The sequence below is a fragment of the Aquimarina agarivorans genome (assembly GCF_000218485.1).
Classification (GTDB): Bacteria; Bacteroidota; Bacteroidia; order Flavobacteriales; family Flavobacteriaceae; genus Aquimarina; species Aquimarina agarivorans.
Window position 1 is genome coordinate 1 of the sequence record NZ_AFPB01000142.1, and the last position, 13,981, is coordinate 13,981.

Annotated in this window: 9 protein-coding genes; 7 read left to right on the forward strand and 2 right to left on the reverse strand. The window is 33.6% G+C overall.

All coding sequences use genetic code 11. The features are described from left to right. Positions 1-583 precede the first annotated feature (583 nt). The 3 genes from dnaX to GMC_RS0108565 are packed head-to-tail and all read left to right on the forward strand — an operon-like array spanning position 584 to position 2,906. Positions 584-1,663 (forward strand): DNA polymerase III subunit gamma/tau, encoded by a 1,080-nt coding sequence (dnaX, locus tag GMC_RS22760; RefSeq protein WP_010521730.1) that lies wholly within the window; start codon positions 584-586, stop codon positions 1,661-1,663. Continuing rightward, on the forward strand, positions 1,641-2,312 hold the full coding sequence (locus tag GMC_RS22765) for a DUF8439 domain-containing protein (protein WP_010521731.1): 672 nt from the start codon (positions 1,641-1,643) through the stop codon (positions 2,310-2,312). Before dnaX ends, GMC_RS22765 begins: the two co-directional genes overlap by 23 nt. A gap of 12 nt (positions 2,313-2,324) precedes the next feature. After that, positions 2,325-2,906: a MiaE family protein gene (locus GMC_RS0108565; protein ID WP_010521732.1), complete on the forward strand. Its 582-nt coding sequence runs from the start codon at positions 2,325-2,327 to the stop codon at positions 2,904-2,906. A gap of 76 nt (positions 2,907-2,982) precedes the next feature. Here the strand turns inward: GMC_RS0108565 and GMC_RS0108570 are convergent, their stop codons facing one another. Further along, positions 2,983-3,879, reverse strand: coding sequence for a hypothetical protein (locus GMC_RS0108570; protein WP_138940595.1), 897 nt, complete (start codon positions 3,877-3,879; stop codon positions 2,983-2,985). 363 nt (positions 3,880-4,242) lie between these two features. Next, positions 4,243-4,767: a DUF8685 domain-containing protein gene (locus tag GMC_RS0108575; protein ID WP_010521734.1), complete on the reverse strand. Its 525-nt coding sequence runs from the start codon at positions 4,765-4,767 to the stop codon at positions 4,243-4,245. Between the two features lie 179 nt (positions 4,768-4,946). Here GMC_RS0108575 and uvrA point away from each other — a divergent pair, with 179 nt between their 5' ends. From uvrA to GMC_RS0108595, 4 genes are all read left to right on the forward strand, one after another. Further along, on the forward strand, positions 4,947-7,784 hold the full coding sequence (uvrA, locus tag GMC_RS0108580) for an excinuclease ABC subunit UvrA (RefSeq protein WP_010521735.1): 2,838 nt from the start codon (positions 4,947-4,949) through the stop codon (positions 7,782-7,784). Between the two features lie 64 nt (positions 7,785-7,848). Further along, on the forward strand, positions 7,849-8,538 hold the full coding sequence (locus GMC_RS0108585) for an LOG family protein (protein WP_010521736.1): 690 nt from the start codon (positions 7,849-7,851) through the stop codon (positions 8,536-8,538). Positions 8,539-8,569: 31 nt separating this feature from the next. Further along, positions 8,570-11,344, forward strand: coding sequence for a gluzincin family metallopeptidase (locus GMC_RS0108590; RefSeq protein WP_010521737.1), 2,775 nt, complete (start codon positions 8,570-8,572; stop codon positions 11,342-11,344). Between the two features lie 197 nt (positions 11,345-11,541). Further along, positions 11,542-13,956, forward strand: a complete 2,415-nt coding sequence (locus tag GMC_RS0108595; protein ID WP_010521738.1) for an alpha-ketoacid dehydrogenase subunit alpha/beta — start codon at positions 11,542-11,544, stop codon at positions 13,954-13,956. The last annotated feature ends 25 nt before the right edge of the window (positions 13,957-13,981 follow it).

The following is a 13,981-nucleotide window of genomic DNA, read 5'->3' on the forward strand; positions in this document are numbered from 1 at the left end:
ACTAGTAATAGCTAGCATTACAGCAAATGGACACTAAGCGGATATACATTAAAATTTAATCAAAAATTTACTTATTTATTATTTTAAAATAAATTTAACTTATTTGCATTTTAAATAAAATAGCTTTAATTAGCTAGATTATTATTCAAACAAAACACGTTTTTGTAAACTCAATTTTATTTGTAAAGTCTTAATTCATAATTACACTTATATCCAGAGTTTATAGTAGCACAAAAACTATTAACATTTGCAATACAATCACCATATATTTCTTACAGGTGTTTTTTAACGATTTTTCTTAATATTAAATACTTAACTTCTAAATAATCAACCTTAGTTTTAACTTGCAAATACTACAGTTTCTCGGTCTCTTAATTAAATTTACAAGGTACTCCCTATTTTTAACCTCAATTACCTACATTATATGGTTTTTTATTAACATTTTGAAGGCAAGCATCCTCGTACTTTAAGCTGTGCTTGTATTTTAAATCAGATCCGGCATTCCCTGTGAATAACTCCACCAAAAAAAATAATTTAAAGCATTATTTTCAACGTTCGTATTTGTAATTTAGCTGCTCAGCTTATGAAACAGTTTATAGTATCAGCACGCAAATACCGACCGCAACAATTTAAGGATGTTGTGGGGCAACAAGCTATTACCAATACATTACTTAATGCTATTGATAATAATCACTTAGCCCAAGCCTTACTATTTACAGGACCGCGAGGTGTAGGGAAAACTAGTTGCGCGCGTATTTTGGCGCGTAAAATTAATGCTGATGATACTACTAACGATAATGAAGATTTTGCCTTCAATATTTTTGAATTGGATGCCGCTTCAAACAACTCAGTAGATGATATTCGTAGTTTAATTGATCAAGTGCGAATACCACCTCAGGTAGGAAAATACAAGGTATATATCATTGACGAGGTGCATATGCTTTCTACCTCGGCGTTTAACGCTTTTTTAAAAACATTAGAGGAGCCGCCTAAACACGCTATTTTTATTCTGGCAACGACCGAAAAGCATAAAATTATTCCAACCATTTTATCGCGCTGTCAAATTTTTGATTTTAAACGAATTACCGTTGCTGATGCCAAAGCACATTTAGTTGAAATTTGTAAAACTGAAGGCATCACTGCCGATGAAGATGCCTTGCAAATAATTGCCCAAAAAGCAGACGGCGCTATGCGCGATGCACTATCAATCTTTGATCGCGTAGTAAGTTATTGTGGTACAAATTTAACGCGACAAGCGGTTACTGAAAATTTGAATGTACTGGATTATGAAACTTATTTTCAAGTAACGGATCAAATTTTAAACAACAGTATTCCTGAATTAATGATTAGTCTTAATGAAATCATTACCAAAGGTTTTGATGCCCACCATTTTATTGCAGGTTTAGCGTCTCATTTTAGGGATTTATTGGTTTGTCAAAATCCCCAAACTATAAATTTACTCGAGGTAAGCCAACAAATAAAAGCTACTTATCATGAACAAGCGCAAAAAGCACCTGCTTCATTTTTAGTGGCTGCCATTGAACTTGCCAATACTTGTGACTTAAACTTTAAATCAAGCAAAAATCAACGCTTATTGGTAGAACTGTGCCTCATGAAATTAGCTTCATTAACGGCTACAAGTGAAAAAAAAAAGTGGATCTAGTATAATTTCATCTTCTTATTTCAGCACATCTTCTAATACTATTGCAGCCTCAAATACACCAAAAAGTAGTACTCCAACCCTTGCTAATCACACTGCTGTAGAAGTTACAAAATCGTCTACTACAGATGTTAATAATGAAAATACAACAGTAAATACCAAATCAAAACCTGATATTTCAATTGAAAACGCTGTAGGATCTGCATTATCTATAAAAGGAATTCAGCAAAAAAAAGCACTTAGTAAAAAAAGAAAAGTAATTGTAGAAGATCCTACAAAACTTCCGAAAACTCCTTTTACGGAAGCGCAGGCGTTAAAATTATGGAATACTTACGGTAAACGTATGGACAAAAAGGGAGAACGAATTATTGGCTCCATGTTTGCCATGAACAAACCAAAGCTCAATGATAATTTTGAGCTTGTTCTGGAATTGCCTAACGAAACCATGCGCCTTGATATTGAAAATATTCAGACACCCTTACTTGCTTATATGGGTGAGGAGCTGAACAATTACAGTATTACCTTAAAAATAGTAGTCAACGAAGCTGTAGCCGTAAAACATGCATTTACACCTCAGGACAAATACGATAAACTAAAAGAGAAAAATCATTTTATTGATAAATTAAGAGCTAAATTTGATTTAGACCTGTAATACTAAAAGCTTATGTTAGGATTAAAGCTTCCCACAGACCCACGTTGGGTTAATATTGTTGAAAAAAATATAGACGAGATATTAATTGATCATGCTTACTGTGAACTTAAAGCCGCATCAACCGCTATTTCATTAATTAATAGTTTTCCTGAATATACGGAACTTGTTCAAGAAATGATTGCTTTAACTAAAGAAGAAATGAGTCATTTTAAACTGGTTCACGATAAATTACTTAAACGTGGTAACGTTTTAGGCCGTGATCGTAAGGATGACTATGTAATTGAGCTTCTCAAATTTTTCCCTAAAGGGGGAAGTCGCACCACGCAATTGGTACACCGGTTGCTATACGCTGCTTTAATTGAAGCACGTAGTTGTGAGCGCTTTAAATTACTATCAGAACAATTGCCTGATGCTGAATTATCTAAATTTTATAGAGATCTTATGGTTAGCGAAGCCAATCATTATACTATGTTTTTAAACTTTGCTCGCCAATATGGTGAGCGTACGGAGGTGGACAGCAAATGGCAAGAATTATTGGATTACGAATCTAAAATTATGCAATCTCTTAGTAAAAATGCCAGTATACATGGTTAATCGTACTTTGCTATTCATTTAATAAACACTTTACTAATAATAAGTAAAGTGTTTATTCATTATAACTTCAAACAAACTAATTAGCTTTTACAATGGTAAACGTCTCTTGTGAAAGATCCCCATTTAATGACTTAGTTAAATAAGCATTCAGAGCAAAAAGTTCACCCGATCCTAATTGAACAGCTGTTGTTGGAAACTTTTCAGCTTCTATCGGAAAATATGAAATCGTAGATGCCGAATTAAAATTATCAGTAGAACTAATTACATGTACACCAGGTTCACTGCCAAAGCCATTCTCCGTAATAGCAATATTACCGTTAGCTAGTAATTCCAATCCATCTAAACCGTTAAACGCTTTAGCTTCGATTTTAGTGACTTCTGATGGTGTATCTATTTTAATTTTAAACAAACTTCCATCATTAAGCTTTTCAGTAATTAAATAATCACCAACAACCACAATTCCATTTAGTGCAAATTCCATAGGAGCTGGCATGAAATTTTCTGAATTGTTTACAAAAATAGAAGCCTCCAAACTTTCACTAGATACCTTATATATTACTGGTGAAAAAGAATCCGTTATATAAATATTCCCTTCTTTATCAACTGCTACATCGTTAGCAAATGCAGGTGCATTTTCAGGTAACAAGGCTTGTAAATCGATTCCTTTGAATTTTTCTCCTGTAGCTAAATTATAAATTCCTACATATGCCGATGACGGTGCAGGATCATTATTACTATTTACTGAAAAAGGCAACCTACCAGAAGCTACAATAAGTCGATTTCTTGTTTCGTCCGTAAATACACCAGCCGGGCTACCCAATTCAGCATCCGATACAAAAGTAGTGTATGCTCCTGTTAATGGATTAACTAAACCTACTTCACTTTTTGCCAATGCACTAACTACAAATTGCTTTTTAATTTCATCAAAGTCAATCCCTTCAGGGTACAAACCTTGCTCCGCAATAATCAACACATCTGTAATTGGAATAAAAGTTGGCTCCGGAGTACTGTTATCATCATCCCCACAGGATGTTAATATGAGTAACGATACTATAATACTGCAACTTAATTTAAACTTTAAAGTTTCAATTTTTATTGATTTTAAGTGAGTGTATTGAGTCGTTTTCCGTGCTGAATTGTTACACTTTATATCATTGTTTCTGATTAATTAGAAAATACTTTAGTCCAATGTGCGCCCCAAACCTGAATTTAGTTATATCTTATTTTTTACCAAATTTGGATATTTTGTATAATATTTTGACTTCAAAATAGTTAGTAATTAATTACATCTATTTAATACGCTTCTTTTACATTTAAATTTTGTTTCTTACAAATACTACTTCCCTCCTGTACCTTTAAAATTCTGATTGCTATTTTTAAAGAGCACATTAAACGTGGTCAAACTACCATAAATTCGACTAATGTATTGCTGTAAATCAATTTTATCTTGTTCTTCCAGCACTTTTGAACTATTTATTTTTTGTTCCATTACTCTCACACGGTCACGTACCATCACTATTTTATGAAAAAAAGTATCAATCGGAATTTCTTTAGAAGAAAGACTCATATCTTTTGGTTTTAGATTGATAGTACCCCCTTTCCACTTATCCGCCATAGGCACTATTTCTGAAATATCACTGTATTTATGTAATAGCTTTTTAAAAATATCCTCCACTTCATAAAAACTAACGGTATCCACTTCATCATGCACAGCTTCTACAACTTCAAAATCTGCATCAACCTCAATGGTTTCCAAACCATTTTCAATAAAAGTAACCCAATAGTATTTAGCTGAAACATTAGTAACCACTCCCATTCCAAATTTTTCATGCTTTATACGCGAACCAATTCCTAAAATCATATGTATTATTTCTGTTAAAATTCTAATTATAAGATTACTATATTTTTACAATGCATACAATTTTTTCAGAAAGAAAAATTTACATAAAGTGGACATTGGAAGTTTAAAAAACTTTTTAAGATCTCGTTTGCAATAGTTATTGCAAATTACAATTTGAATTGGCTACCTTTAACCCGAATATGAATACAAGTGAATACACCGAAAATACTATTCATGTGCAAGGCGCACGTGTACATAATTTAAAAAATATTGATGTTGTTATCCCTAGAGATAAATTGGTTGTTATTACTGGTTTATCTGGCTCTGGTAAGTCATCATTAGCTTTTGATACTATTTATGCCGAGGGTCAACGCCGGTATATTGAAACTTTTTCGGCCTATGCTCGTCAATTTTTAGGTGGACTTGAACGTCCCGATGTTGATAAAATTGATGGCCTTTCGCCAGTAATAGCCATTGAACAAAAAACAACTAGTAAAAGTCCGCGGAGTACGGTTGGAACTATTACTGAAATTTATGATTTTCTCCGTTTACTTTATGCGCGTGCCAGCGACGCCTTTAGTTATGAAACTGGTGAAAAAATGGTTAGTTATTCCGATGAGCAAATCCAAGAATTAATTACTGAAAAATTTGAAGGGAAGCGCATTAATATTGTTGCGCCTGTTGTACGTTCCCGAAAAGGACATTACCGCGAATTGTTTGAACAAATTGCCAAACAAGGTTTTGTAAAAGTACGTGCCGATGGTGAAATTATTGATATTGTAAAAGGAATGAAGCTGGATCGCTACAAAACTCATGATATTGAAATTGTAGTTGATCGCCTTCTGGTTTCAACCGAAGAGGATGCACAAAAAAGACTTTCTGAAAGTATTAAAACTGCCATGTATCATGGAAATGATATCCTTATGGTGGTGGAACATAAAAGTCCGCAAGGACGCTTTTTTAGTCGTAACTTAATGTGTCCATCCTCGGGTATTTCTTATCCAAATCCTGAACCCAATAACTTTTCATTCAACTCACCCAAGGGTGCTTGTCAAAAATGTAATGGTATTGGTAGTTTATATGAGGTGAATTTAGAAAAAATTATTCCTGATGATAGCATTTCAATTAAAAACGGTGGATTAGCTCCTCAAGGGCCACAAAAAAATAATTGGATTTTTAAACAATTGGAGCTTATTGCCATGCGCTACAATTTTGCGTTAATGGATCCTATAGATAAAATTCCTAAAGAGGCATTAGCAATCATTTTACACGGTGGTAAAGAAAAATTTACCGTAAATAGTAAAGAACTTGGTGTAAAACGGAACTACTCCATAGATTTTGAAGGTATTGCTAATTTTATTCAGAGTACTTATGACAATAGTGACTCCACCTCCCTAAAGCGTTGGGCTAAGGAATATATGGATCATGTAAATTGCAGTGCTTGCCAAGGAACTCGATTACAAAAGGAAGCTTTAAATTTTAAATTAAATGGAAAAAACATAGCCGAATTGGCACATATGGATATTGTTGAACTAAAAAAATGGTTTGATGAACTTCCAAAACATATTAGTAAAAAACAACAACAAATTGCCAGTGAAATTATTAAAGAAATTTCCACTCGTATCCAATTTTTAGTTGATGTTGGACTTACCTATTTATCTTTAAACCGAAGCAGTAAATCACTTTCTGGTGGGGAGGCACAGCGGATCCGTTTAGCAACTCAAATAGGATCGCAACTAGTAGGCGTGCTTTATATTTTAGACGAACCAAGCATTGGATTACACCAACGTGATAATGAAAAATTAATTCAATCCTTGGTGCAACTACGCAATATTGGAAACTCAATAATTGTAGTGGAACACGATAAAGATATGATCGAACAAGCCGATCACGTTATTGATATTGGCCCAAAAGCAGGTCGTTTTGGGGGTGAAATTATTAGTGAAGGTGCTCCTAAAGATTTAAACAAACACAACACATTAACTGCGGATTACCTGAGCGGAAAAAAAGATATTGCTGTTCCTGCAATCAGGAGAACAGGAAACGGCAACGTGTTATCCTTAAAAGGCGCTACTGGGAATAATCTAAAAAATGTTTCTATTGATATTCCTTTAGGACAAATGATTGTGGTTACTGGTGTATCTGGTAGCGGAAAATCAACGTTAATAAATGAAACGTTATATCCCATTTTAAACAATCATTATTTTAATGGAAAAATGGAACCAATGCCTTATAAAAAAGTTGAAGGTTTGGATCATTTGGATAAGGTAATTGACATCAATCAATCACCCATTGGACGTACACCTCGCTCAAATCCTGCAACTTACACTGGTGTTTTTTCTGAAATTAGGAGCTTATTTGCAATGACACCCGAAGCTATGATTCGTGGATACAAGCCCGGACGTTTCAGTTTTAACGTAAAAGGTGGACGCTGCGAAATATGCGGCGGCGGCGGTTTACGCGTTATTGAAATGAACTTTTTGCCTGATGTTTATGTAGAGTGCGAAACCTGTCAGGGAAAAAGATTCAATAGAGAAACACTTGAAATTAGATACAAAGGAAAATCTATTTCTGATGTGCTACAAATGACAATTAACGAAGCTGTTGATTTTTTTGAACCAATTCCTAAAATTTATCGTAAACTAAAAACTATTAAGGATGTTGGATTAGGTTACATTACCTTAGGACAACAATCTACTACACTTTCTGGTGGCGAGGCGCAGCGTATTAAACTAGCTTCTGAATTATCAAAACGAGATACTGGCAATACGTTTTATATTTTGGATGAACCAACCACGGGATTGCATTTTGAAGATGTCCGTGTGTTGATGGAAGTGCTCAATAATTTAGTGGATAAAGGAAATACGGTGCTTATCATTGAACATAATATGGATGTTATTAAATTGGCTGATTATATTATTGATGTAGGTCCCGAAGGCGGTAAAGGTGGAGGAACTATTGTGGCTAAGGGCACTCCAGAAAAAATATGTAAAAATAAAAAAAGCCATACCGCTAAATTTTTACTTAAAGAATTATAGTAACTAGTCCCCATGTAACATTATTAATCAAACTGCGTTATTTAAAGCAGTAAAAACAAAAAAATTGAGAAACGAACAACATTACAAGCGTTGGAACGAAATTAAAACAAACGATTCCTGGGCAATATTTAAAATCATGGGCGAATTTGTAAATGGATTCGAAAAAATGAGCGAAATAGGGCCATGCGTATCCATTTACGGATCAGCACGTACAAAAAAAGAGCATCCATTTTACCAATTAGCTACTGATATTGCTGCCAACATTGTTAAACACGGTTACGGAGTAATTACTGGTGGTGGTCCTGGTATAATGGAAGCCGCTAATAAAGGTGCTTTTGAAGCCGGAGGTACCTCAGTAGGTTTAAATATTGACTTGCCATTTGAACAGTTTGACAATCCTTATGTTGATCGTGACAAAAATTTAAATTTTGATTATTTTTTTGTTAGAAAAGTGATGTTTGTCAAATACTCGCAAGGTTTTGTAGTCATGCCTGGTGGTTTTGGTACGCTCGATGAACTTTTTGAAGCAATTACCCTTATACAAACTAATAAAGTAGATAATTTCCCGGTTATTTTGGTGTGTACCGAATTTTGGGGCGGACTTTTTGAGTGGATTAAAAACACATTACTTGACAGTTTTGGAAATATCAGTCCTGGAGATTTAGATTTGGTACATTTGGTGGATACTCCTGAACAGGTAATTGAAATTTTAGATAAGTTTTACGACAAAAACAATCTTAAGCCTAATTTCTAGTTTCAGTACTTTGTTCAAAAAATTGCTTTTATTGGTATTTTTATTTGTTTCGCTAATTTGTAGCGGACAAAATGAATCTTACCTAAATGCAGTACTTTTTGACGAATTAAAAACCATTGTAGTTATACAGGAACTTCAGTATCAAAATACTTCAAATGATACTTTAAATGAAATTTATTTACTGGATTGGGCTAATGCCTTTTCAAGTAAAGAAACCCCTTTAACTGTTCGGTTTAATGAAGATTTTAGACGTGCTTTTCATTTTTCCAGTAAAAAGGAACGAGGCTACACTGAAATTGTAAATTTTAGAATAGGCTCTGAAAAAAGTAAGCAATGGTTCAGACTGGATGAACATCCCGATGTTATTAAAGTCAAATTAACTGATAAGCTTTTACCGGGTGAAAAAGTAAAATTAGAATTTCAGTTTCAAGTAAAAATACCTGATGATCGATTTACCAAATATGGCTACGGAAAAAATGAGTATCAACTCCGGTATTGGCACTTAGCCCCTGCCCTTTACAACCATGGCTGGAATTTTTTTAGTCATAAAAATTTGAATGATTTTTCAGCCGCTATTTGTAATTATACTCTTAATTTTAAAAGTGATACCGATTTTTATGTTGAAACCAACTTAAATAAAACTTCAGAAGATAAAAATGGTTTCACTACCTACAAAGAGAATAATGTAACCAACATAGTACTTTATTTATCAAAAAAACAGCGATTTGATACCATTAACTATAAAAATAAGCTGATTACTACTGATATTCCTAAAGAATCTTTAAACGACAAAGAACAAAAAGAATCCATTCAGAAAGTATATGATTACGTGGAAGCTTTTTTTGGAGAACTCCCTCAAAAAAAACTTTTACTTTCTTACACCAATTACAAAAAACAACCTGTATATGGTTTTAATCAATTACCCAATAAATTAAGGCCCTTTAAACCCAATTTTCAATATGAGATGATTTTATTGAAAGAAATGACAAAGGAATTTAATAAACAATGCATACAAACAGATTTACGAAAGGATCATTGGTTTACCGATGCCATTCAAGTGTATGCCATGATTAATTATGTAGATACTTTTTATCCCGATAGTAAATTAACAGGTCGTTTAAGTAAATTTATTGGAGTCAGATGGTTTCATGCTGCAAAATTATCTTTTAATGATCAATACTACTTAGGTGCAAAAAACATGGCAGCTCGTTTTTTAGAGCAACCGCTAACGACGCCTAAAGATTCGTTATTAAAATTCAATTACAATATTTCAAGCCCTTACAAAGCGGGAATGGGATTAAATTATTTAGACAAAAATTTGAATGGCTCCTTAAAAAAAACCATAGCACATTTTTTTTCTAACCAAAAATTAAAAAATACTACCAGTAACGATTTCAATAAGGCATTGGAAAACAGCACTGAGAAAGATATCAGCTGGTTTACTAAAAATTTTGTGAATTCCGATTCAACATTAGATTTAAAAATAAAGGGAGTTACTAGAAAAAAAGATAGTGTTTATTTACACTTGAAAAATAAAGGAACTTCCATACCTGTAAAAATTACTGGACTAAAAAAGAAAAAAATTAGTACTGAAAAATGGGTACCAAATTTTGAAGATTCACTTACTATTGGCTTTCAAAAAAAACGTGCCAATCATTTTGTATTAGATTATGATGAATATTTACCTGAAGTTAATCGACGTAATAACTATTGGAAAACTACTGGTGTTTTAAACAAAAAAATACAGTTTAGGTTATTTCAAGATATCGAAGATCCCAAATATCATCAAACCTTTTTGCTTCCTGTATGGGATTTTAATGTATATGATGGCTTTTTACCTGGTATTAATCTATTTAATAAATCCCTTATCAGAAGAAATTTTAATTATAATCTATCACCAGCTTACGGTATTAAATCAAAAAAAATATTAGGCTCTTTTGGAGTTGGACATACGCATCAATTTAAAAAAACCGGATGGTATTTGATCAATTTCGGAGTTAGTGCTTCAACGTTTAGTTACGCTCCAGACTTACTTTTCAGAACATTTACTCCTACGATAAGTATCAACTACCGTCCAAAAGATTTGCGTAAAAACATCAGTCAAAGAATTAGTAATCGACTAGTTTCTATCCAAAGAGAAAAAGATCCTAATATTCCCTTACAAACACCCAATTATAACGTTTTTAATACCCGCTACCGATATTCAGATCCCAATTTAACCTACTCATTAGGTATACTAGTTGATTTTCAGCAAGCTAAAAATTTTAATAAAATTGCTGCTACTTTTGGATACAGCAAACTATTTTTAAATAATCAACGTATCAATTTTAGATTTTTTGGTGGGACGTTTATAAATAACAAAACTCAGGCAGATGGTGATTTTTTTAGCTTTGCATTAGACCGACCAACAGATTATTTATTTGACTTTAACTATTTAGGAAGAGTAGAAAGTTCAGGCATTACCAGTCAACAATTTATTTCTGCCGAAGGTAATTTTAAATCGCAACTCACCCCTGCCTTTGCCAATCAATGGCTAGCCACCACTACTGTAGAAAGTAGTATATGGAATTGGATACAAGCTTATGCTGATGCTGGTTTAGTAAAAAACAAGGGATTTGCCCCTGAATTTGTTTACGATTCTGGTATTAAACTTAATTTGCTTACCAATTATTTGGAACTATTTTTTCCCTTGCAATCTTCACTTGGGTTTGAACCTAGCTTTTCGGATTACGAAAAACGTATCCGTTTTAAAGTTTCGTTAAGCATTAATACGTTGGTAGGCTTATTTACTCGTGAGTGGTATTAATTATAACAAAAAAAATAATACAAACTATATCAACCTAGTCTTTCATTGAGCTTTTTTTTTGGAATAATTCTCAATAAAAGTACTTTTTAAGGGAAATCCAAGTCCTTTATTTGAATACGTCACAAAGTAGAAACAGGATAACATTGTAAAAAAGCTTATTTATACTTATTTTTGTTTAGTCCAACTTAAACCATTGTATGCACACTAAGTCATCATCCACACTATCATTATCATTTACTGAATTTAAAGAGCAAGTTTTATCAGATTATAAAATTGCATTTATGAGTAGAGAATGTAGTTTGGCTGGTCGTAGAGAAGTGCTTACAGGGAAGGCTAAATTTGGAATATTTGGTGATGGTAAAGAACTGGCACAACTTGCTTGGGCAAGAGTGTTTGAAAAAGGTGATTTTAGGTCAGGATACTACAGGGATCAAACCTTTATGTTTGCTGTTGATTGTTATAAAATTTCAGAATTTTTTTCAGGACTATATGCTTTTACTGATATTAATGAAGAACCCTTTTCTGCCGGAAGGCAAATGGGAGGACATTTTGCCACCCATAGTTTAAACGAAGATGGGAGTTGGAAGGTACTGAGTGACCAAATAAATTCTGCCTCGGACATATCCCCTACCGCAGGGCAAATCCCACGTTTAGTCGGTTTGGCACAAGCTTCAAAAATATATAAAAATATTACTGAACTTAAAAACCGCACTAATTTTTCAAAAAACGGAAATGAGGTTGCTTGGGGTACTATTGGAAACGCTAGTACCAGTGAAGGTTTGTTTTTTGAATCCATTAATGCTGCGGGAGTATTACAAGTTCCTATGGTAATTAGCGTTTGGGATGATGATTACGGAATTTCAGTACATAACAAACATCATACAACAAAAGAAAGTATATCAGAAGTACTTGCTGGATTTCAACGGACGGAAACTGCTAAAGGTTTCGAAATTTTAAAAGTAAAAGGCTGGGATTACCTTGCATTGATTGAAACTTACGAAAAAGCAAATAAAATTGCACGTAAAGAACATGTGCCTGTAATTATTCATGTCACCGAATTGACACAACCGCAAGGACACTCTTCCTCTGGATCACATGAACGTTATAAAAATGAGGAACGTTTACTTTGGGAACGTGATTTTGACTGTAATAAAAAATTTAAGCAGTTTATTATCGATAGTAATTTAGCTACTGATGACGAAATTAAAACTATTGAAAAAGAAATCAAAAAAGAGGTTAGAACAGTTAAAAATGCGACTTGGAAAAGGTTTATTTCAGTTGTAATTAATGAACAATTAGATGCTTTAACCTATTATAAACCTATTATACAAAAGAGCACGCAAAGTGTTTTTATTAAAACTATAGTGAGTGAGCTTGAAGCTAAAAATGAGCCTTTACGCAAAAATATTTTAGAAACTGGACGCAAAATTTTACGCTACATTGCGCACGAAGATTTTCCTGAAAAAACTGCTATGATCAATTGGTTAAATGGTTATCAGGAATCATTACGTCCTAAATTTAGTGCGCACCTTACTAATGAGAATGAAGATCGCGCTACGTATATTGATGAAGTAATCCCTAGTTATGACAATGATGCCCCTATGGTTGACGGTAGAATTGTACTTAGGGATAATTTTGACAAAATTTTCGAAACCATTCCCGAAACATTAATTTTTGGTGAAGATGTGGGCTATATTGGCGATGTAAATCAAGGTTTAGAAGGGTTACAGGAAAAATACGGAGCTATCCGAGTAGCTGACACAGGTATCAGGGAACCTTCAATTATTGGTCAAGGAATCGGAATGGCACTAAGAGGACTACGGCCAATTGCTGAAATTCAGTACTTAGATTATATTTTGTACTGCTTACAAACATTGAGTGATGATTTAGCTTGTTTACGTTACCGAACTTTTGGAAAGCAAAAAGCGCCATTAATTATCAGAACTCGCGGACATAGGTTGGAAGGTATATGGCATTCGGGTTCGCCAATGGGCGGAATTATCCATTTGTTGAGAGGAGTTCATGTTTTAGTTCCTCGTAATATGACAAAAGCTGCTGGTTTTTACAATACATTACTAGCTAGTGATGAGCCTGCACTTGTTGTTGAATGCCTGAATGGCTACCGATTAAAGGAAAAATTACCAAACAATTTAGGAGAATTTAAAACTCCTATTGGATATGCCGAAGTTTTAAAGGAAGGCAAAGATATCACGCTTGTTTCTTACGGATCAACACTACGGTTGGTTGAAAAAGCTGCCAAAGAACTTCTGATTGTTGGTATTAATGCTGAAATTATTGATGTACAATCCCTAGTTCCGTTTGACTTAGATCACGCGATTGCTAAAAGTGTTTCTAAAACAAGCCGTATACTATTTATTGATGAAGATATGCCCGGTGGTGCTACAGGATACATGTTACAACAAGCACTTGATGTTCAGCAAATTTTTAAATATTTGGACAGCGCACCGCAAACACTAAGTGCACAGCCACACCGACCTGCTTTTGGTACTGATGGTGATTACTTTAGTAAACCCTCAATTGATGATATTTTTGAGAAAGCTTATGCCATTATGCATGAAAGTGATCCTGCAAAATTTCCTAAATTAAGGTGATATTGAATTAGTGTATTCAACTATT

What these genes read in the sequence shown, in the direction of transcription:
- GMC_RS0108595 (WP_010521738.1), top strand. Translation starts at nt 11,542, where the DNA reads ATGCACACTAAGTCATCATCCACACTATCATTATCATTTACTGAATTT.
- dnaX (WP_010521730.1), top strand. Translation starts at nt 584, where the DNA reads ATGAAACAGTTTATAGTATCAGCACGCAAATACCGACCGCAACAATTT.
- uvrA (WP_010521735.1), top strand. Translation starts at nt 4,947, where the DNA reads ATGAATACAAGTGAATACACCGAAAATACTATTCATGTGCAAGGCGCA.
- GMC_RS0108575 (WP_010521734.1), bottom strand. Translation starts at nt 4,767, where the DNA reads ATGATTTTAGGAATTGGTTCGCGTATAAAGCATGAAAAATTTGGAATG.
- GMC_RS0108565 (WP_010521732.1), top strand. Translation starts at nt 2,325, where the DNA reads ATGTTAGGATTAAAGCTTCCCACAGACCCACGTTGGGTTAATATTGTT.